This window comes from Lentzea sp. NPDC059081 (assembly GCF_042738015.1).
GTDB lineage: Bacteria > Actinomycetota > Actinomycetes > Mycobacteriales > Pseudonocardiaceae > Lentzea.
Genome location: NZ_JBHYGW010000030.1, coordinates 1 through 19656, shown reverse-complemented (window position 1 = coordinate 19656; position 19656 = coordinate 1). Strand labels below are relative to the sequence as shown.

General features: G+C 70.4%; 14 protein-coding genes. 10 read left to right on the top strand and 4 right to left on the bottom strand.

The annotated features are described in order from the left end of the window. Positions 1–29: 29 nt before the first annotated feature. Complete coding sequence (locus tag ACFWV3_RS38460; protein WP_382418860.1) at positions 30–923, top strand: LysR family transcriptional regulator; 894 nt, start codon at positions 30–32, stop codon at positions 921–923. An 898-nt stretch (positions 924–1821) separates the two neighbouring features. Here the strand turns inward: ACFWV3_RS38460 and ACFWV3_RS38455 are convergent. Continuing rightward, the gene (locus ACFWV3_RS38455) at positions 1822–2694 is read right to left on the bottom strand and encodes a hypothetical protein (RefSeq protein ID WP_382418859.1); all 873 of its coding nucleotides are present in this window, start codon (positions 2692–2694) and stop codon (positions 1822–1824) included. A 66-nt stretch (positions 2695–2760) separates the two neighbouring features. Here ACFWV3_RS38455 and ACFWV3_RS38450 point away from each other — a divergent pair, with 66 nt between their 5' ends. From ACFWV3_RS38450 to ACFWV3_RS38440, 3 genes are read left to right on the top strand one after another with little or no spacing between them, the layout of a single operon-like run. Then, on the top strand, positions 2761–3573 hold the full coding sequence (locus ACFWV3_RS38450) for an SAM-dependent methyltransferase (protein ID WP_382418858.1): 813 nt from the start codon (positions 2761–2763) through the stop codon (positions 3571–3573). A 60-nt stretch (positions 3574–3633) separates the two neighbouring features. Further along, complete coding sequence (locus ACFWV3_RS38445) at positions 3634–5799, top strand: putative bifunctional diguanylate cyclase/phosphodiesterase (RefSeq protein ID WP_382418857.1); 2166 nt, start codon at positions 3634–3636, stop codon at positions 5797–5799. A 20-nt stretch (positions 5800–5819) separates the two neighbouring features. Next, positions 5820–7619: a glycoside hydrolase family 15 protein gene (locus tag ACFWV3_RS38440; protein WP_382418856.1), complete on the top strand. Its 1800-nt coding sequence runs from the start codon at positions 5820–5822 to the stop codon at positions 7617–7619. Here the strand turns inward: ACFWV3_RS38440 and ACFWV3_RS38435 are convergent. Beyond that, the gene (locus ACFWV3_RS38435) at positions 7616–10255 is read right to left on the bottom strand and encodes a glycoside hydrolase family 2 TIM barrel-domain containing protein (RefSeq protein ID WP_382418855.1); all 2640 of its coding nucleotides are present in this window, start codon (positions 10253–10255) and stop codon (positions 7616–7618) included. The two genes, ACFWV3_RS38440 and ACFWV3_RS38435, sit on opposite strands and share 4 nt — an antisense overlap. A gap of 151 nt (positions 10256–10406) precedes the next feature. Between ACFWV3_RS38435 and ACFWV3_RS38430 the strand changes: the two genes are divergently transcribed. The 5 genes from ACFWV3_RS38430 to ACFWV3_RS38410 all read left to right on the top strand — a co-directional run bounded on the left by ACFWV3_RS38430 (position 10407) and on the right by ACFWV3_RS38410 (position 15324). Further along, the gene (locus ACFWV3_RS38430; RefSeq protein WP_382418854.1) at positions 10407–10988 is read left to right on the top strand and encodes a DUF3558 domain-containing protein; all 582 of its coding nucleotides are present in this window, start codon (positions 10407–10409) and stop codon (positions 10986–10988) included. Positions 10989–11110: 122 nt separating this feature from the next. Beyond that, positions 11111–11482 (top strand): transcriptional regulator, encoded by a 372-nt coding sequence (locus ACFWV3_RS38425; RefSeq protein ID WP_382418853.1) that lies wholly within the window; start codon positions 11111–11113, stop codon positions 11480–11482. A gap of 15 nt (positions 11483–11497) precedes the next feature. After that, entirely contained in the window at positions 11498–12814 is a 1317-nt protein-coding gene (locus ACFWV3_RS38420) for a PPE domain-containing protein (RefSeq protein WP_382418852.1), read from the top strand. Between the two features lie 8 nt (positions 12815–12822). Further along, the gene (locus ACFWV3_RS38415; protein WP_382418851.1) at positions 12823–13629 is read left to right on the top strand and encodes an ESX secretion-associated protein EspG; all 807 of its coding nucleotides are present in this window, start codon (positions 12823–12825) and stop codon (positions 13627–13629) included. Positions 13630–13680: 51 nt separating this feature from the next. After that, positions 13681–15324, top strand: coding sequence for a glycosyl hydrolase family 28-related protein (locus ACFWV3_RS38410; protein ID WP_382418850.1), 1644 nt, complete (start codon positions 13681–13683; stop codon positions 15322–15324). Here the strand turns inward: ACFWV3_RS38410 and ACFWV3_RS38405 are convergent. Then, complete coding sequence (locus ACFWV3_RS38405; protein ID WP_382418849.1) at positions 15319–17496, bottom strand: FtsK/SpoIIIE domain-containing protein; 2178 nt, start codon at positions 17494–17496, stop codon at positions 15319–15321. The two genes, ACFWV3_RS38410 and ACFWV3_RS38405, sit on opposite strands and share 6 nt — an antisense overlap. Next, a complete protein-coding gene (locus ACFWV3_RS38400; protein ID WP_382418848.1) occupies positions 17493–18959 on the bottom strand; it encodes a hypothetical protein in 1467 nt (488 codons plus the stop codon). The genes ACFWV3_RS38405 and ACFWV3_RS38400 overlap by 4 nt, the downstream gene beginning before the upstream one ends. A gap of 88 nt (positions 18960–19047) precedes the next feature. Between ACFWV3_RS38400 and ACFWV3_RS38395 the strand changes: the two genes are divergently transcribed. Further along, the gene (locus tag ACFWV3_RS38395; RefSeq protein WP_382418930.1) at positions 19048–19395 is read left to right on the top strand and encodes a sterol carrier family protein; all 348 of its coding nucleotides are present in this window, start codon (positions 19048–19050) and stop codon (positions 19393–19395) included. Positions 19396–19656 lie beyond the last annotated feature (261 nt).

Below are 19656 nucleotides of genomic sequence, written 5' to 3'. Positions count from 1 at the left end.
ATCTGATTCAGCAGCTTGGGTGATGAATCATGGAGCTCAGACAGCTCGAGTACTTCCTCGCGGTCGCCGAGGAGTGCCACTTCACGCGGGCGGCGAAACGCATGCACGTCGCCCAGTCGGGCCTGTCCGCGTCGATCCGCGCGCTGGAGGTGGAGCTCGGCGCGCCGCTGTTCCTGCGCACGACCCGGCAGGTCGAGCTGACCCAGGCCGGCCGGGCGCTGCTGCCCGAGGCACGCCGGGCGCTGGGCAGCATCGAGTCCGCCAAGGACGCCGTCGCCGCTGTGCAAGGACTGCTGCGCGGCACGTTGTCGGTCGGCAGCCTGCAGTGCCTGCACGTGGTGCACCTGCCCGCGGTGCTGGCGCGGTTCCACGAGCTGCACCCCGGCGTCGAGCTGCGGATGCGCCAGTCCGGCAACGCCGAGCTGGTCGAGGAGGTTCGCGCCGGTCGCCTCGACCTCGCGTTCGTCACGCGCCAGCCGAGGATCGCCGACGACCTGCGGGTGTCCGCCGTGGCCGGTGAGCCGCTCGTGCTGGCGTGCGCACCGGGCAGCCCGTTCGCCGCGAGGGAGTCCGTCGAGCTCGGTGAGCTGCGCGGACAGTCGTTCGTCGACTTCAACGCCGACTGGGGCACGCGCGACGAGGCCGACCGCGCCCTCGCCGCCGCCGGGGTCGAACGACGCGTCGCGGTCGAGGTCAACGACGTCCACTCGCTCCTGGACTTCGTCGCCTTCGGGCTCGGCGTCGCGCTAGTCCCGCAGTCCTTCGCCCTGAAGACCGACCGGGTGCACTTCGTCGGGCTTCGCGGGGACGTTCCGGTCGCCGAGACCGTCGTCGTCACGGGCGGCACGGTCGGCGCCGCCGCGAGCGTCCTGCTCGACATGGTCGGGCAGGCCAAGGCCGGCCGCCTCCGTGCTGCCGGTTAGCCGCCACCCGGTGGCCGGCCGGCGGAACTCGGTCTTCGGCAGCACCGTCAGCTCGCCGAACTGGTCGGCGGGCGGCTCGTTCGACGGGTGGAAGAACCGGCCGACCGCGGCGGGGCCGAAGTGCGGGGTGCCCAGCTCGACCTGACCCGCGAAGGTGACCTCCTGGAACGAGATGCCGCCCTCGAACTTGCCGCCGGCGAGCTGCAGCCTGCCGTGGAACGCGCCGCCGGAGAACAGCGCGACGCTCTGCACGTGCAGGTTCCGCAGGTTCGTGATGCCGTAGAACTGCGCGCGCCTGGCCACGAACCGGTTGACGTGCCTTCCGTCCAGCGAGAAGTACTCCAGCGTCGCGCCGGTGAGGTCGAGGTCCAGGTGGTCGTGCTCGGTGCGGTCGCCCCACGACAGCGTGTCCCTGATCAGCCGTTGCGCGGTGAGCCGCACCTGGTGCTCCAGCCGGATCTCCTGGTCCACCTCCAGGAACACCTGGTCGGGGTCCTCCGGCTTCGCCTCGTGCGCGGGGTGCGTGAACGGCCGGCGGAGGTAGGCGCAGAGGACGTCGACCACCGTCTGCCGGTACCGGGGCGTGGACTTCGCGAGCCACGCCAGCGCGTGCATCGCGCCCACTCGCACCTGGTCGGCCTCGTTGCCCAGCATCTCGACGGACCGGGCGAACCGCTCGTCGGCGACCTTCTCGCTCTCCAGGCCGTGCCGGGCCTCCTCCGTGCGGCGCCTCTTGTCGTTGAGCCACAACGCGTACAGGGCGACGATCGCACCGCCCGCGACGCCCGAGGTCTTCACGATCTCCACCGGTGGCGCCTTCACGAGCACCAGCACCACCGCCGTGGCCGCCGTCGTGAGGAGCGCGGCGAGCACCGCCATCAGCCAAGGTGCGCGCACGTCAGTTCCTCCACGCTTCGGGCAGATCGGGCTCCACCGCGAACGTACAGCCGTCCGCCTTCACCTCGGCCCACTCCGAGTTCGCGAACTTGGTCTCACCGCCGAACTTCGTGTCCGTGAACACCGCGAGCCCGGTCGAGCGGAACCGGCTGAACCACGCCCTGCCGCGGATCTCCGTGTGGTGCACGTGGAACCGGCCGTTCGCCTCGGCCTCGGTGACGTAGAAGTGGCCGTGGACCACCATGTGGTGGAACGAGTTGGAGTCCTCGAAGCGCGCGACCCGCATGTACAGGTCGCCGACCTGCCGGTACGACAGGTCCATGAACTCCAGGTGCGCCTTGGTGAGGTTGAGGTCGTAGAGCGGCGGGTTCTTCTCGTCCAGGCGCGGCAGCAGGTCCTCGATCAGCCGCTGGGCGGTGAGCCGGACCTCCAGCTCGATCTCCGTCGCGTCCACGTCGGTTCGCGACTTCTTGAACGGGCGGCGCAGGTAGGCGCAGAGGATGTCGAGGACGGTCTGCGTGTACTCGACCCGCGACTTCGCGAGGCCGGCCAGCGCGTGCATCGCGCCCACCCGCACCTGCGCCGTCTCGTGACCCAGCAGCTCCACGGCACGCGCGAACCGTTCGTCGGCCACGCGGGACCGGTCGTGCTCGATGCGCTGGCTCTCGAGCTCCTGGCGGGCCTCCTCGACCTTGCGCCGCCGGTCGTTCAGCCACAGCGCGTACAGGGCGACGATCGCACCGCCCGCGAGACCGCCGGTCTTGATCGCCTCGTGCTTCGGCGCGCCGGGGTCGACCAGCAGCAGCACGCCGCCGACCAGCAGGAACGCACCGATCGAGGCGACGATGGTCGACAGCAGCAAACTTTTCCTCACGAGCCCGGCATTCTGCCAAGCGGCGGGTGCATGATGGGTCGGAACGGGTGCGAACGGGGTGAGAGGGTGGATCGGCCGAACTGGGCGCCGGGGGACATCGACCTGGAGCGGCCCAGCGTCGCGCGCGTCTACGACTGCTGGCTGGGCGGCGCGCACAACTTCGCCGCCGACCGCGCCGTCGCGCAGAAGACCCTGGCGGCCATGCCCGGCCTGCGCGGCGTCGTCCTCAACCACCGCGCGTTCCTGCGCAGGGCCGTGCGGTACCTGCTCGGGCAGGGCGTCCGGCAGTTCCTCGACCTCGGCTCCGGCATCCCGACCGTCGGCAACGTGCACGAGATCGCCCAGCACGCCGACCCCGAGGCGCGGGTCGTCTACGTCGACGTCGACCCGGTCGCCGTCGCGCACAGCCGGTCGCTGCTCGACGGCAACGGCCGGGTCGGCGTCCTGCAGGCCGACATCCGCGACTTCGAGGACGTGCTGACCTCGCCGGAGGTCGACAAGCACCTCGACCTCGACGAGCCCGTCGCCGTGCTGATGATCGCCCTGCTGCACTTCGTGTCCGACAAGGAGGACCCGTGGGCGGTCGTCGGCGGCTACCGCGACCGGCTCGCTCCCGGCAGCTTCCTCGCCCTCTCCCAGGCGGGCTACGAGGGCGACGAGGAACCGGCCGACTCGCGCGAGGCCAGAAAGATCTACGACACGCGCGTCGCGCCGACGACGTTGCGCGACCAGGCCCAGCTCACCCGCCTGTTCGACGGGTTCTCGCTGGTGGAGCCCGGTGTGGTGCGCGTACCCGCGTGGCGGCCGGAGTCGCCGGACGACCCGGACGCGGCAGGCAAACGTTTTCCCGGGTTCGCCGCGCTGGGCAGGAAGGCTTGAAGGTGACTGCGGAGGGCGACCGGCCGTATGCTGCGCGTTCGTGGCGTTAGGGCCGAGACGATGAGCGAACGGGTTGACCAGCGAGTGCGCGATGACCGCTCTCCTTTGGATCCGGCCGTTTTGGCCGGTGCCGAGGCGTTCGCACGCAGCTGGGCGACGGCCGTCATCGGGTCGAGCTACGTCCCGATGACCAGGGCCGAGGTCGCGCAGCACCTGCAGGACCTCACCGAGCTGCTCGTCGAGGCGCTCTTCGCGAGCCCGTTCCGCACCGCCCCCGGCTACGAGATCGGCTCCAAGCTGGTCGACGCCCACTTCACCGGCACCGACACGCTCGGCCGCACCATCCAGCTGCTCGGCGACGACCTGCTGTCCGAGCTGGGCTTCCCCGGCGACGAACGGCTGCAGTCCCGCCTGGCGGCCCTGCAGGGCTCGCTGTCCGCCGGCTACGCCCGCGCGTTGCGCGAACGCACGCTCGCCGAGCAGGAGGCCATCAGGGCGGCCGTGCTGGACGCCCGCGACCAGGCGGAGGCGATGCTGCGGGCGTCGGAGGCCCGGTTCCGCGCGATGTTCACCGAGGCCGCGATCGGGATCGGCATCGCCGACATCGACGGCCGGATCCTCGACGTCAACCAGGCCCTGCAGGACATGCTCGGCTTCACCGTCGACGAGATGCGCCAGTACAACGTGCGCGACCTCATGCACCCCGAGGACGCGGGCAGCGTGTGGCGGCTCTACGACCAGCTCATCGCGGGCGAGTGCGACCACTACCGCGCAGAGAAGCGCTTCCACCGGGCCGACGGCGAACAGGTGTGGACGCACCTGACGCTGTCGCTGGTCCGCGACGACCACGGCGAGCCGCAGTACCAGGTGGCGATGATCGAGGACGTCACCGACCGCCACCTGCTGCAGAACCGGCTGCGCTACCAGGCGCTGCACGACCCGCTGACCGGCCTGCCGAACCGGGCGCTGTTCCTCGAACGGCTCGGGCGCGTGTTCACCAACCGCGGCAAGCAGGCGCGGGCCGGCCTCTGCTACCTCGACCTGGACGGCTTCAAGGTCATCAACGACTCGCTCGGCCACGACACCGGCGACCAGCTGCTGGTCGAGGTCGGCCGTCGGCTCGACCACTCGGTGTCGGGCGAGGGCAAGCTCGTCGCCAGGATGGGCGGCGACGAGTTCGTGATCCTGGTCGAGGGCTCGTCCGGCGAGCAGGACATCGTCGACGTGGCGGCCCGCGTGCTGACCGAGCTGGAGGCCCCGATCCGGATCGCGGGGCACGAGCTGTCGGTGTCGGCGTCGATCGGCATCGTCGAACGGCAGCTGTCCGGCACGACGTCGGCCGACCTGATGCGCGACGCGGACATCACGCTGTACTGGGCGAAGGCGGACGGCAAGGCCCGCTGGGCGCTCTACGACCCGGAGCGCAACGCCAAGGAGGTCGCGCGGTTCACGCTGTCGGCCACCATGCCGCGGGCGCTGGAACGCGGCGAGTTCTACGTCGAGTACCAGCCCCTGGTGCGGCTGGAGGACTCCAAGGTCACCGGCGTCGAGGCACTCGTGCGCTGGCAGCACCCGGAGTTCGGGCGGCTCGCGCCGGACCGGTTCATCGAGCTGGCCGAGGAGACCGGCCTCATCGTGTCACTGGGCCGCTGGGTGCTGCAGAAGGCGTGCGAGGAGGCGCGGCGCTGGCTGGAGGAGTTCGGCGACGCGGCGCCGTTCGTGTCGGTGAACCTCGCCGTGCGCCAGTCCCGCGACCCCGAGCTGGTCCGCGACGTGAAGCGGATCCTCGACGAGTGCGGGCTCCCGCCGCACCACCTGCAGCTGGAGCTGACCGAGTCGGCGATCATGGGCACCGCCGACGAGCCGCTGGAAGCCTTGCGGGCGTTGTGCGACATGGGTGTGCGCATCGCGATCGACGACTTCGGCACCGGCTACTCGAACCTCGCCTACCTGAAGCACCTGCCCGTGCACGAGCTCAAGATCGCGGGCTCGTTCATGGAAGGGCTGAGGGCCGAGAACGAGGAGGACCCGGTCGACTCGCAGATCGTCGCGACGCTGGTCCAGCTCGCGCACGCGCTGTCGCTGGGCGTCACGGCCGAGGGCGTGGAGACGCCCGCACAGGCCGCCCGGCTGCTGCGGCTGGGCTGCGACACCGGGCAGGGCTGGTTCTTCGCGCGCCCCGGCCCGCCGGAGAACATCGACAGCCTGCTGCGTGGTGATCTCTGACCCGGGGAACACCCAGTGGCATGAAGCCACTGGCCCTGGTCGTGCTCCTGCTGGTCATGTCCGCCCCGGTGGCTCGCGCCGCCGCCGAGGTCGTTCCACTCCCGGCGGACAAACAGGCGTTCGGCACAGCCAGGTCCACCGCGAGCCCGGTGTGGTTCACGCTGGGACACCAGGGACTCTCCGAGATCTTCCACCCGGACCTCAGCACGCCCGCGACCCGCGAGACCCGGCTGCTGGTCGACGGGAAGCCCGGTGAGGCGGTCACCGAACCCGCCGACCCCCGGTCGTTGACGTTCCGGCAGCGGCTGCGCGGCGACGGGTGGCACGCCGAGATCCTTTACGTCACCGACCCGCAGCGCGCCGCCGTGCTGGCGGAGGTCGAGATCACCGCGCAGCGGCCCGTCCGGTTGTCGGTCGACCACGTGCCGATGAAGGGCGCGAGCGAGGTCGTCAGCACGTTGCCGTCGGAACCCGTCCGGCACGCCCGCGGCACGGTCGTCGTCGGGTTCGGCAAGGGCGTGGCGAAGGCCGCGCTGGACCGCGGGTTCGGTGTGGTGGCACGGGAGTACGCGCAGGGCTGGCACACGTACCTCGACGGGCTGAAGCGGCCCGGGTCCGCTGATCGCAGGCTCTACGACATGTCCGTGATGGTGCTCGCGGCGACCGAGGACAAGACCCATCCCGGTGCGTCGATCGCGTCGCCGAGCTTCCCGTGGGCCTTCGGCTCCGACCGCTCGCTGGCACCGGAACTGGGCCCGTACGCGCTGGTCTGGCCGCGCGACCTCTACCACGTGTCCACGGCCATGATCGCCGCCGGCGACCGCGGGTTCGCCCAGCGCGCACTGGACTTCATGCTGCGCGAACAGCAGCAGCCCGACGGCCACCTGCCGCAGAACACCCGCGTCGACGGCACCCCGGTGTGGACCAAGGTCCAGCTCGACCAGGTCGCCGCGCCCTTGCTGCTGGCCTGGCAGCTCGACCGCCGCGACCAGTCCACTGTGGACGCGCTGCGGCGCTCGGCCGACTACCTGGTGAGCTACCCGAACGCGCCGTTCAGCGAGCAGGAGCGGTGGGAGAACCAGGACGGCTGGTCGCCCGCCACGATCGCCTCGGCCGTCGCCGGGCTGGTGTGCTTCGCGGATCTGTTGCGGCGCAACGGGGAGAACGCCGACAGGTACCTCAGGATCGCCGACGAGTGGCAACGGCAGGTCGAGGGCTGGACGGCGACGACGACCGGGCCGTACGAGCCCAAGCCGTACTACCTGCGCGTCACCAAGGACGGCCAGCCCGATCTCGGCACGAAGTACGACCTCGGCGACAACAACCCGACGGACATCGACCAGCGCGCGGTCGTCGACCCGAGCTTCCTCGAACTGGTCAGGCTCGGCGTGAAGCGGGCGGACGACCCGGTCGTCGTGAACACCGTGCAGGTCGTGGACCAGCAGCTGAAGGAACAGGGCTACTGGCACCGGTTCACGCAGGACGGCTACGGCGAGACGGCCGACGGCAGGCCGTGGAACATCACCTGGCCGACGCCGACCCGCACGTACGGGCGGCTGTGGCCGTTGCTGACCGGCGAACGCGGCGAGTACGAGCTGCTCACCGGCGACAAGAGCAGCGCGGCGAAGCGACTGAAGGAGATCGCGGCCACCGCGAACAGCGGCCTCATGCTCCCCGAACAGGTGTGGAACGGCCGCGGCACCACCGCGGCCACCCCGCTGGCCTGGACGCACGCGCAGTACGTGCGGCTGGCGTGGTCGCTCGACGCGGGCCGTCCCGTGGAACGGCCCGACGTCGTCGCGAACCGGTATGCCCGCTAGCGCTTCGACACGTTGTGACCGGACAGTTCGACCACCGGCTGCGCGCCGCCGAGGTCGGACGTCCGGTACTCGGCCCGGATCGTCTCGGTCTCACCGGGGAACAGCGTGATGTAGTTGTCGGACCAGTCGACCGGCAGCACCTCGGCGCCACCGGTGCCCTTGCGCAGCGACGCCCGCAGGAAGAACGCCACGGACGTGCCGGTGTTCTTGACCGTCACGCTCGTGGCCTGCCTGCCGTCAGTGCCGGGGGTGGTCGTCGAGGAGACCGACACCTGACCGGCCTTCAACGAGCTCAACGACTTCAGGTCCGTGTACTGGGCCTGCGGCGTGTACCACCAGTCGCCGCCGTTGTAGTTCAGCGTGTCGGCCTTGGTCGACAGCCAGTACACGTTGCGGTCGACGACCTTGCCGCTCGCGTCCTTGAGCAGCAGCCGCACGAAGTACGCCGTCGACAGGCCCGACGGCTGCGGCAGCGTTCCGACCCGCACGGACCCGTTGGCCTTCGCAGGAACCGAACGCGTCTCGTTCGCCTTCTGCGTGCCGTCGGAGTTGAACACGGTCACCTGGAGGCTGAGGCCGTCACGAGCCTGCAGACCCGTGTTCACCACGGCGAGCGACTTGTCGTCGTAGGAGTACTGGGCGTGCAGCGGCCTGTTCGCCGTCTTGGCGCCGAAGTACGACCCCGCCGTGGCGAGGTTGTAGTTGTAGAGGTGCCAGTAGAGCTTGGGCCACGGGTCGTTCTGCATCCAGTAGATGACGCCCTGCGCCTGGTTCGCGCCGGTGTCGGAGAAGTCGCGGCCGAACGCCTCGAACTGCGCCCGGTTCGTCTCGTACTGCTGCAGCTGGGCCTTGCGGATGAAGTCGTCCGCAGTGGACGGCTTGCCGTAGCGGTTGTCGAGCGCCGTGCCCCAGATGCCGATCTTGCTGAAGTTGCCCGACGGCGACAGGTGGTACTGCTGTGCGGTGTAGTCCGTCAGTTTGTTGATCTCCGCGTCGCTGAGGAACTTCTTCAGCTCGTCGCGCTCCGGGATCGCGAGGCCCGGACCGATCTCCGACGCGAAGCCCGCGCTGCCGCCCTTCTGGTTGTTGTACCAGTAGACCGGCGGCTCCCACCAGTACGGGCCGTCCATCTTCATGCCCGAGTCACCCAGCTGCGGTGAGCTGCGGCGGGCGGCCGCGGTGACGATCGGCGTCTGCCAGTCGGCGCGCTTCAACGCGTCCAGGTAGATCGTCTCGACGTCGGCGACCGGAGCCTCGTCCGAGCCGATCAGGAACGTGAACACGCTGGGGTGGTTGCGGATCCGCTTGGCCTCGCCCTCGGCGGACGCGCCGGCGACCCGCTTGTCCTCGTCGCTGAACCCGCCCGTGTCCTGCCACTTCGAGCAGCACTCCCAGCCGGTCATGACCAGGATGCCGGCGCGGTCGGCCAAGTCGTAGATCTCGTCGTTCTCGGGCTTGCCCTCCAGGCGGATCGTGTTGAGCCCCATGGACTTCGTGAGTGCCAGCTCGTCGGCGATCTTGCGCGCGTTCGTGCGCAGGAAGAGGTCCGACGCCCAGCCGCCGCCGCGGATCAGGATCGGCTTGCCGTTGACCTGGTACTGGATGTTGCCGCTGACCTTGGTGGAGGTGACCTCGCGGATGCCGAACGTCGTGGTCTGCTCGTCGGTCTTCGCGCCCGCGACGGTCGAGGTGGCGGTCGCGGTCTGCAGCGGTTGCGCGCCCATCTGGAACGGCCACCAGACCTGCGGGTTCGCGACGTTCAACGTGAACGTGACGGTCTTGGTCTCGTTCGCGGCGAGGCTCACGTTCTTGCTGTAGCTCTGGCCCGCGGCACTGCCGGCGACGGTCGTGGTGACCGCGTTGCCGGTGTTGTTGCGCGCGTCGACCTTCACCGTGACGGTGGCGCTGCTCAGGCTCGGCAACGGCAGGTCGGTCAGCACGTGCAGGCCGCGCAACGACACCGCGCCGCTCTGCACCAGGTCGACGTCGCGGAACAGGCCCTGGTTGCGGTCCGGTGGGAGCTGCGACCAGTCGATGAAGTGGATCACCAGGTCCCTGGCGGGGTCGGCCGGCGACGCCTTGATCGCGAGCGCGTTGTCGCCCTTGCGCAGCAGGCCGGTGACGTTGAACTCGTGCGTCGGGTAAGCCCCGACGACGGTGTCCGTGCCGGCGACCTTCGTGCCGTTCAGCCAGATCTCGCCGCGGGCGATCACGCCGCCGTTGAGCTTGAGGAACGTGTTCACGCCCGGCTGCGGGTCGGCCTGGAAGACCTTGCGGTACCACCACGGCACCTTGAAGTCGTTCGGGTCGACCTGCTTGAGGTTCTGCGAGTAGTTGACGTCCGGGTACTTGCCGTTCGCGATCAGACCCGCCATCACGGTGGACCGCGCGGGCACGGTCAGCCACCCGGAGTCCGAATAGGCCGGTCCCGAGATGACGGCACCGGACTGCGTGGCGGTGGCGCTGCTCTGCAGGCGCCAGTCGGGGACGGTGGAGGTCGTTCCGGGGCTCGCGGCCACCTTGAGCGCCGCTCCCGTGCCGGGCACGGGGCCCGCGGTGGCGGAGGTGCCCGGCACCAGCAGGGCCAGGCCCACCGCGGCCACGACCAGGGTCGGCAGTGGTCGGTTGCGCAGCATGTCGCTCCTCGACGCATCGGGGCGGCGGCGCTTCGGGGTATCGTTAAGAAGGTTTCCTTTATGTGCGGGCGCCCGGCAATGCACCTTCCGGGTGACGCGGGACACACCCTTGGCGACCCTGCGTGTGCGGCGACCGGGTAACTTGTCGCGCATGCGTCGACTTGTCGTCCCGTTTGTGCTGGTAGCGGTCCTGTCCGCGTGTACTTCGACCGATCAGGGGTCGCCCACGACGGGCAATCCCGCGCCGACGACCGAAACGTCCACCGGTTCTCCCGCGGGCAACCGGCCCAAGGCGGTCGACCTGAAGGCGCTCGACCCGTGCTCGCTCTACACGGACGAGGTGAAGACCGCGCTCGGCGTCCGGCTCGTGACCCCACGCGACCCCCAGGCCGACTACGGCGAGGGCAGCAAGACGTGCAGCAACAACTACGAGAACCCCGCGTACTCGTCGTCGATCTACACGCTCCTCAACGGCGGGGTCGACCGGCTCAAGAAGACGGTCGGCGAGGCGAAGCTCACCGCTGTGCGAGTGACCGGTTACCCGGCGTACATCGACAAGCGCGAGACCGGCGCCGGTCCGGCCTGCGATGTTTACGTCGACGCCAATGACGGGCAATTGTTGCTGGTGAACGCCGTGGGCGGGTTCGGAGAGGACAAGACCACAGTGGACGGGGCGTGCGAACAGGCGACCAAGCTCGCGATGGCGGTCGGGCCTGTTCTCATGACCAGGTGACGATGAGTAGAAGTACTCGGCTTGTACCGGGAACCGGTCACTCGCGTCACGCATCAGAGCTAAAGTCGTTTCAAAAGCACACGCGGCCCAATACTGGGGGGCCGTACTGAGGAGGGTGTGCCGTGCAACTCGCGGACGGAGGAGGCGGCGCTTCGCTGCCACCGGAGTTCGGGCAGCGAAAGCTGAAGGTCGAGCCACACGCCATTCCGCAGGCGCGGGCCGCGTTCCAGCGCGCGCTCGACGAGTTCGACGCCAAGATCAAGCCGGCTGTCCACGACCTGCCGACGAAGCCCTGGGCGGGCGACCCGATCAGCAGTGAGACGTCGAAGGCGTTCAACGATCAGACCTCGGAGAAGGCGCTCGCGGCGCTCAAGGTCTACCGCGAACAGCTCGTCGGCGTGATCGACCAGCTGAAGATGATCGAGGAGCAGTACCGCCAGACCGAGGGCGACAACACGGCCATGTGGGGCAAGCACCTGCGGGACAGGGACTGAGAGGAGGCCTGACCGATGACGGACCACCGCTTCCAGGGGTACGGACACCCCGAGCTGTACAAGATGATCAACTCCGGTCCCGGCGTCTCCGCCTCGATCCCCGTCGAACAGGGGTGGAAGGCGATCGCCGCGACGCTCGCGCAGATCGACGGCGACCTGCACACCGGTTTGACCAAGATGGGCGCGGACTGGGAGTCGGACGCCTCCGACGCCGCCCAGGGCGCGCTGTCGCCGCTGGCCGAGTGGGCCGGGTTCGCCGAGACCGGCGCGACCACGATGGAGAGCTCCGCCCGCCTGCAGGGCGAGTTCATCGCGGACGCGCGCAAGAAGATGCCCGAGGTCGTGCCCGTCACGACCGAGAAGCCGGGCCTGCTCGACATCGCGGCAGGCGCGCTGACCGGTCCGGTCGGCATGGCGCACGTCGTGGGCCAGCAGCTCGACCACGAACGGCAGGAGGCGGCGGCGGACAACGCCGCGGCCCAGGCCGTCAAGGTCATGGAGGACTACCAGTCCGACAGCCGCTGGAACTCCTCGACGCTCGGCGAGTTCCCGAACCCGCCGCAGGTCGTGATCGACACGCCGCCGCCCGCCGACACCGGTACGGGCAGCACGCGCGCGGGGTACAGCTCGCCGTCGCCTGCCGGCTACACGCCTTCGGGTGGCAACACGGGCACCACGCACGCGTCCTGGACGCCGCCCACGACGACGACCGGCAACCCGGTCACGACGACGTGGACGCCGCCCACCGACACCACGAACGTGTCGTGGACGCAGCCTCCGACGGTGACGCCGCCGATCAACACGCCGACGCCGCCGCCGAGCCTGCCGACGCCCACCCCGACTCCGACCCCCACGCCGACCCCGCCCGGTGGCCCGATCTTCACCAGGCCCGGCACGGGTGGACCCGGCGGCACGGGTGGTCCCGGTGGCGGTGCGGGCAAGGGCCTCACGGGTACCGGCAAGGGTCTCGCCGGCGGTGGCAAGGGCCTCGGCGGCGTGCGCGGTGGCCAGCTCGGTTCCGGCAAGGCGTTCGGCCCGATGTCCGGGTCGCTCGGCTCGTCCGGCCAGGGCTCGGTGAAGCCCGGCGGCCTGTCCGGCATGGGCTCGGGTCCCGGCGGTGGTGCGACGGGCGGCGGTACCGCCGGTCGTGGTGGCGCCGCGGGTGCCGGGGGCAGGGGCGGTGCCGCGGGCGCCGGCGGAGCTCACGGCCAGCGGGGCGAGGGCGAGGAGGACATCGAGCACAAGGCGGCCGACTACCTGGTCGAGACCGAGGACGTGTTCGGCGACGATCGCATGGTCGCACCGCCGGTCATCGGCGGTTTCTCCGAATGAGCAGGTAGATGTCACTGTTCGGCGGTCCGGTGGAGAGGGAGCCGATCACCCTCTCCGCCGAGGAGTTCGACGTGGTGTGGGACCGGCTGAACGTCGGTCCCATGCCGCTCGTCCTCAAGGTTCCCTCACCCGGCAGGACCCGGGACGAGCGCATCCAGCTCGAGAACCGCGTCTACCAGCAGCTGGACCACCGCCGGCTGGGCAACTCGCGTGGCTTCGCCTCGGAGCTCGAGGGGTTGCTGCGCATGTTCGTGAAGCCGGAGCGGGAGGCGGACGGCCGCCTCTGGCTCGGCCACAGCCTGCGCGTCCTCGCCGTCGCGAACGGTGACTGGGGCGCGCTGGCGACGTTGCGGGACGACCAGCTGACGTTCCAGCCGTGGGCGGGCTCCGGGCTCGCCTCGGCGGTGCTGTCCGTGCTGCCCTCGCACCCCGCCGGCACCGGTCTCTCGGTGACGCTGCCCAGCGCGGACATCGAGAAGGCGATCTCCAGGACCGACGGCTCGCCGAAGTCGATGGAGGCCGCGTTCCGCGAGGTCGGCCTGCGCGAGGCCGACGCCAAGGCGCTGGTCACGATGTTCACCGGGCTCGTGCACACCGGCAACTTCGGCGCCGCCGCCCGCGACAAGTACGGCAAGCGCTGGCGGCCCGAGCGCGTGATCGCCTTCTTCGACACCGAGGAAGGCCGTTACCTGCAGCAACGCCGTTCGTCGAACGGCCAGCCGCCGTGGAGCACGTTCACGCCGACCGACGCGCGCCGGATGATGCACCAGGTGGACGAGCTGATCGCCGAAGCGGAACGTTCCGCGACCGGCTGATCTCTGGTTTGATCTGACCACCGCCGCCGTGGCCCCTTGGGAGACGGCGAAATGAACATCGACAGACGACGGTTCCTGCTGGCTACGGGGGCCGCGCTGGTCGGCTCGGCAGCGTTGCCGGGGACTGCCTCGGCAGCGTCCCCCTCCTCGCTGTGGCAGGAGTTCGCGGCGAACCCGCACGACCACCCGCAGATCCCGAACATCGCCTACGCCGGGTACCGCACCGGCGAGAAGCCTCCTCGTCGTCCCGTGCTCGCGAACGTGCTGTTCTTCGGCGCACGCGGTGACGGCTCGGCCGACGCGGCGCCGGCGATCAACCGCGCGATCGAGTTCGTCGGGAAGCTGGGCGGGGGCACCGTGCTCGTGCCCGCCGGCCGGTACCGGATCGACGACATCGTCCGCATCGGCTACGACAACGTGGTGCTGCGCGGTGCGGGCAGCGCGCGGACGACCTTCTGCGCGACCCGGTCGCTGGAGGAGATCGTCGGAATCAACCGCAGCCGCTACGGCTCGGAGAACTCGGCGTGGAGCTGGTCCGGCGGTCTGGTCTGGGTGTGTCACCGCGATCGTTACCAGCCGCTGGTCGACGCGATCAAGGCCCACCGCTGGCCGTTCGAGGGCTGGACGGGCAACGAGCTGGAGGCCGGTGAGGTCCTGACCACCGTCCCCGGTTCCGCCGCACGGGGTTCGTTCGTGCTGACCGTCGAGAATGGACGGTCGTTGCGCGCGGGTCAGCGGGTTCTGCTGCGGCTGGACGACTCCGGGTACTCGCTGCCGAAGCACCTGTGCGGCGACGTTCCCGGGACGGCGGACTATCGGTGGGACGACAAGGACAAGCTCCTGTCGTACTTCCCGTTCCTGTGGCCGGTGCGCGTGGAGTGGGTGCGAGGCAACAGGGTCAAGCTCGCGCAGCCGTTGCCGGTGGCGATCCGCCCGGAGTGGAAGGCGCGGCTGACGACGATGGCCCCGGTGGTCACGGGTGCGGGCGTCGAGGGCATCAGGATCGAGATGGTCAAGGTGCCGACGCCGAAACACCTGCTGGACAAGGGGTACAACGGGCTGGCGTTCCAGTGCGCGTGGGACTGCTGGGCCGACGACGTGCACGTCCACGACGTCGACAACGGGTTCCTGCTGGTGTCCTCCAAGGGGATCTCGCTGCTGAACACGCGGGTCTCCGGCCGCGGTCACCACCACGCGTACGCGACGCGCGAGCAGTCGCACGACAACCTGACCGACGGGTTCGTGATCGAGGCGCCGTCCGAGCCGTCGCAGGCCGGTGCGGGCAACCACGGCCTGAACGTCGAAGGCCTGTCGTGCGGCAACGTCTGGACGCGCGGCCGGATGGACCACGACGTCTTCGACACCCACCGCGGCCTGCCGTTCGGCAACGTCCGCACCGAGATCACCATCAACAACGTCGGTGCGCACGGCGGCAGCGCGAACGCCGGTCCGTTGTACGGCGCCCGTTTCGCGCACTGGAACGTGACCGTCACCAACCAGCGCGCCGGCAACGTCCGCATCGACCAGGTCGCGCCGTGCAGTGCGACGGTCGCGATCTCCGAGGTCCGCGACTTCGGCCAGGTCGACAAGCCGGACTTCACCGGCGAGCTGAACTCACGGCTGGAGTTGTACGGGACGACGGACGCGGTGCCCCGCAACCTCTACGACGCCCAACGGAAGTTGCGCCGGTCATGAGGTCGCGATCCGCACCTGTCGCTTGACCTGCACGCAGAGACCCGTGCCCGGCCGGTCGGGGAGGTTCGCCTGGCGGCGTTCGTCCACGGCCGACCAGGACGGGTCCGCGAGCTTCAGCTCCACGCCCCACGCGAGGTCGTCCCTGATGAACTGCGGCACCTCCGCCCACGTCGAGGCGGTCACGACGACGTGCCGCTCCTCGGGGCGGCCGTAGAGGGGGCCGTCCGCCAGCCGGAAGCCGTCGGTGGAGCCGAAGGTCCTGGTGATCGACTCGGTCAGCGTCCGCATCGCGGTGGTGCGGCCGGAGCCGGGCTTGCCGACGATCGCGCCGTGCCCGCCCTGATCGCCCTGGCCGAAGGTCGCGTAGAAGACCTCGACGCCGTGCTCGAAGGGGTTGTCGCGCAGGCCGAGCGGCACGGCGCCGTGCTCGGGCGAGATGGTGCCGAGGTCGTCGAGCGCGAGCCTGGACCACTCGTGCAGCGGTGGCGGCAGGAACGGGTCGTGCAGGGGCTCGACCTTCTGCATCGCGTGCGGGAGCGACCTGGCCTGCCGGTCGAGGTCGGGTGGCAGGACGAGGTTCTCCACCGACCTGCTGATGCGCCGCGTCCAGTTGCCGGCGAACTCGAACCGGTAGCCCAGGAAGCTCCTGAGCTCGGCGGTGGGCGTCGAGCCGGACAGCAGCAGGTGCTCGCCGTAGCTGCGGCCCAGCCGGCCGAACCCCTGGAGGACCTCCAGGAAGTCCGGGTACGTCCGCAGCAGCTCGGGCGCGCCGTCGAGGCAGAGCAGCAGCTCCGGGAGCGGGTCGAGCGGTGCGCCGTTGTCGCGGGCCGCGCGGTAGTCCCAGGTCGTCCGGTACTCGGCCGCCACGAGGATCCGGGTGCGGCGTTCGTGCTCGCCCTTCAGCGCCTCCACGAGCCGGTCGGCCGTCGCCGGGGTCAGGCCGCGGTGGTGCCCGTACGCGTGCGGCGCCTTGTCGAGCCCGGCGAACACGCCGGTGCCGTGGAAGTCGACCAGGACGAGCTGCAGGTCGTCCGGCGGGTGCCACAGCATCTGGCCGAGCAGCAGGGCGCGGAGGAGGTCCGTGCGGTCCGGCCCGACGACCTCGCCGTGCGGGCCCATCCCGTCCTGCAGGCTGGAGGTCTTGAGGTCGATCTCGACCGGTTGCCCGTGCTCGTCGACGCCCGTCCGGACGCGGAACTGCCGGCGGGCAGGGCGTCGGCGCCAGGTCCGTTGCCGGTCGAAGCCGTCCGGGAGTCCGTGCAGGGCCAGGAAGTCCGGCACGGGTTCGTCCGCGCGCATCAGCTCCGGCAACGACTTCGCCGCGTCGTCGAGGTTCTCGGGCACGGAGCACGCGGGGACATGCTGCGGTGCGGTGTCGTGCGGGCTGTCGAGCAGCAGCTGCATGCCGGACTTGCCGACGTCCTGCGCGACGGTCGCGAGGGCGGTGGCGAACTCCGGGTGCGCGGCGAGGATGTCGCCCAGCCCGGCGACGCAGACCAGGAGCTGCGGGAGCACCTGGTCGAGGCCGCGGTGGTCGAAGATCGTCCAGGTGTTGCCGACGAGGTCGAGCCGGCGTTCCGACTCGGCCAGCAGCATCGTGATGACCGGCGCGGGATCCGTTGCCACGTGGTGGAAGTGGCTGTGGACGTGCGGAGCCTTGTCGAGCCCCGCGAACGCGTCCGTGTCGTGCGCGTCGACGAGCAGGACCTGGAACAGCTTCGGCGAGTGCGTGGTCATCAGGCCGAGGACCAGGCTGCGCAACGTCTCCCGCGTGGTCGTGTGGAAGTGCGACCCCGTCCGGTACTGCCCGTCGTAGTGGGTGAGCTCGACCACGACCCGTGCGCCGTCGTGGCCGATCGGGATCCGCGACCAGTCGCCCTTCCACGCATTGGACTTCGTGAAGCCGTCCAGGTCGTGCAGGGCGAGGAAGTCCGTGCGCACCAACGACCTCAGGTGCTCCGGCACGTCGTCCGGAGCGCCCGCGGTGATGACCACCCGCACGTCGCGGACCGTCGCGATGATCCACCGCAGCGACTCGGCGAGGCCGGGATCGCTTGCCGCGCAGAGCTTCCAGTTGTCGACCAGCAGGGTCGCGCCCGGCTCTCCGCCGCGTTCGAACCACGCCACGAGGTCGTGGTCGGACGGCCCGATCCGGTAGACCTTCGAGCTCACGGCAGGGCGATCTGGACGGCGGTCTTGTCGCGCACGGACAGCCCGATGCCGGGCAGGATCGGCACGCTCGCGGCGCTGCGGGCGTTGACGAGCGACGTGGCCGGGTCGTCGAGGCGCAGCTCGATGCCGAACGCGAGGCTGTCCTTGATGAACGGTGGCACCTGGGCCCACGTGCGCGCGGTGACGACGATGTGCCGTTCCGGGTCGAGGGGTTCGCCGGGGCCGTCGAGCAGCTGGTAGGCGCTGAGGTCGCCGAGGACCGTCGCGAGCGTGCGCAGCGCCGTCGACTTGCCGGTGCCGGGCGCGCCGACGATCGCGCCGTGCCGCAGGTCCTTGGTGAACCGCGGGACCAGCACGTCCCGGCGGTGTTCGTAGGGCTTGTCGACGACGCCGAGCGCACCGGGCGGCAGCATGTCGAGCGTCAGCGGTGTCCCGTCGTGGCCGAGCGGCGGCAGCATGATCGCGTGCGCCGTGCCGGCACCGGGGGCGTGCGGCAGGAGGTCGAGCATCTCGTCGAGGTCGTAGTTCGGCGTGGCGAGCGGCCACTCCGGCAGCTCGTACGGGGTCTGCGGGATGCCGCCGGAGTAAAGGACGTGCATGCCGAGCGCGCGCCCCGCCCGCATGACCGACAGCAGGATCTCGCGCAGCCGCGGCTCCCGCCCGAACACCTCCTCGGGCCCGTCGACGCAGATCAGCAGCTCGGGAACGCGCTCGCCGTTCTTCTTGAGCTCCTGCCGGCGGCTGAGCTCGCCCGCGAGTGCGTCGATCAGCCGGACCAGGAGGGCGTCGTCCTCCGGCGTGATCGTGTGCGCGACCTGGGTGGCGTAGGACAGGGGCTCGAAGACCTCGCTGCCTGTGCCGTCGACCAGGACGTACTGCAGGTGTTCGGCCGAGTGCGTGGCCATGAGCCCGAGCAGGGCGCTGCGCAGCTGGTCAGGGTTGCCGCGGTGCAGGGCGCTGCCGATCCCGAGCCGCAGGTGGACCGGCCAGCCGCGGTCGTCGACCCCGGCCGCCGCCGTCAGGTCGTCGCGCAGCCACATGTCGCTGAGGTCGGCGTCGATGCCGTGCAGCGCGAGGAAGTCCGTCGGTTCGCCGTGCAGCAGCCCGCGCAGCCGCGGCGGCAGGTCGGCCCACTTCCGCGCGGTGACGACGGTCTGCACACCGCGCCGCGGCCCGAACGCCGCGATCCACTCGACGGTGCGGTCGAGCTCCGGGTCCTGCTCGAAGCACAACGCCCAGTCGTCGACCAGCAGCACGGCCCCCTTCGGCGCACCGCGCTCGAACCAGTCCAGCAGGCTCCGGCACCCCGACTGGTCGGCGGGGTCGAACGTGGCCGAGACGGGCAACGGGTCGGCACCGCGGCCGATCCGGTAGACGGCCATGCCCGGCGCGGCCTGCACAGCCGCCGTCAACCGCTCCCTGGTCGCCTGCCCGGGACCGACGACGGCGAAGTTCCTGATCACCGACCACATATACCAACAGCGCCGGGACCGCCGCTGCCCCTTCGCTAATGTGGGCGCCGTGCCAGCCAAAGCCGTCGACCCGGCCGAGATGCGCGCCGCGGTGCAGGCCGTCCTGCCGTGGCTGCGCGGCGAGGCCGACCAGCCGGAACGTCCCGTGCTCGCCGCCGCCGTCCGCCTGAGCCTGCGCACCCTGGAACAGATCGCTCCTGGTCGCAGTGTCGAGGTCCGCGTTCCGCCGTTCGCCGCCGTGCAGTGTGTGGAGGGGCCGCGTCACACCCGTGGGACGCCTCCGAACGTCGTGGAGACCGATCCGCGCACTTGGTTGGAGCTGGCTATCGGGACGTTGTCTTGGGGTGATGCTTTGGAGGGTGCTCGGGTTGCCGCTTCTGGGACTCGGGCGGATCTGTCGGTGTTGTTGCCGGTCGTGCGTTTTTAGGCGGCGTGCGTTGGGTGGGTGGTTGCGTTGTTGCGTGCGGGTTCCTGTTTCGTGCGCGGGGCTCTGCCCCGGACCCCGCCAACTGATCAAAGACCGGCCAGCGCCGCCTGCGGGTTGATGGCACGCCTGTTTGGGTTGGGCGGCTTGCTGTTGTGGTGGTGGTTCGGTTCGGGTGGGGTGGTCCCGTCACGAGCCGAGGCAAGAGCGAGCCACACCTGAGGAGGGGTGTCAACTCGCCGAAAAGCGTGGCGAGTTGACACC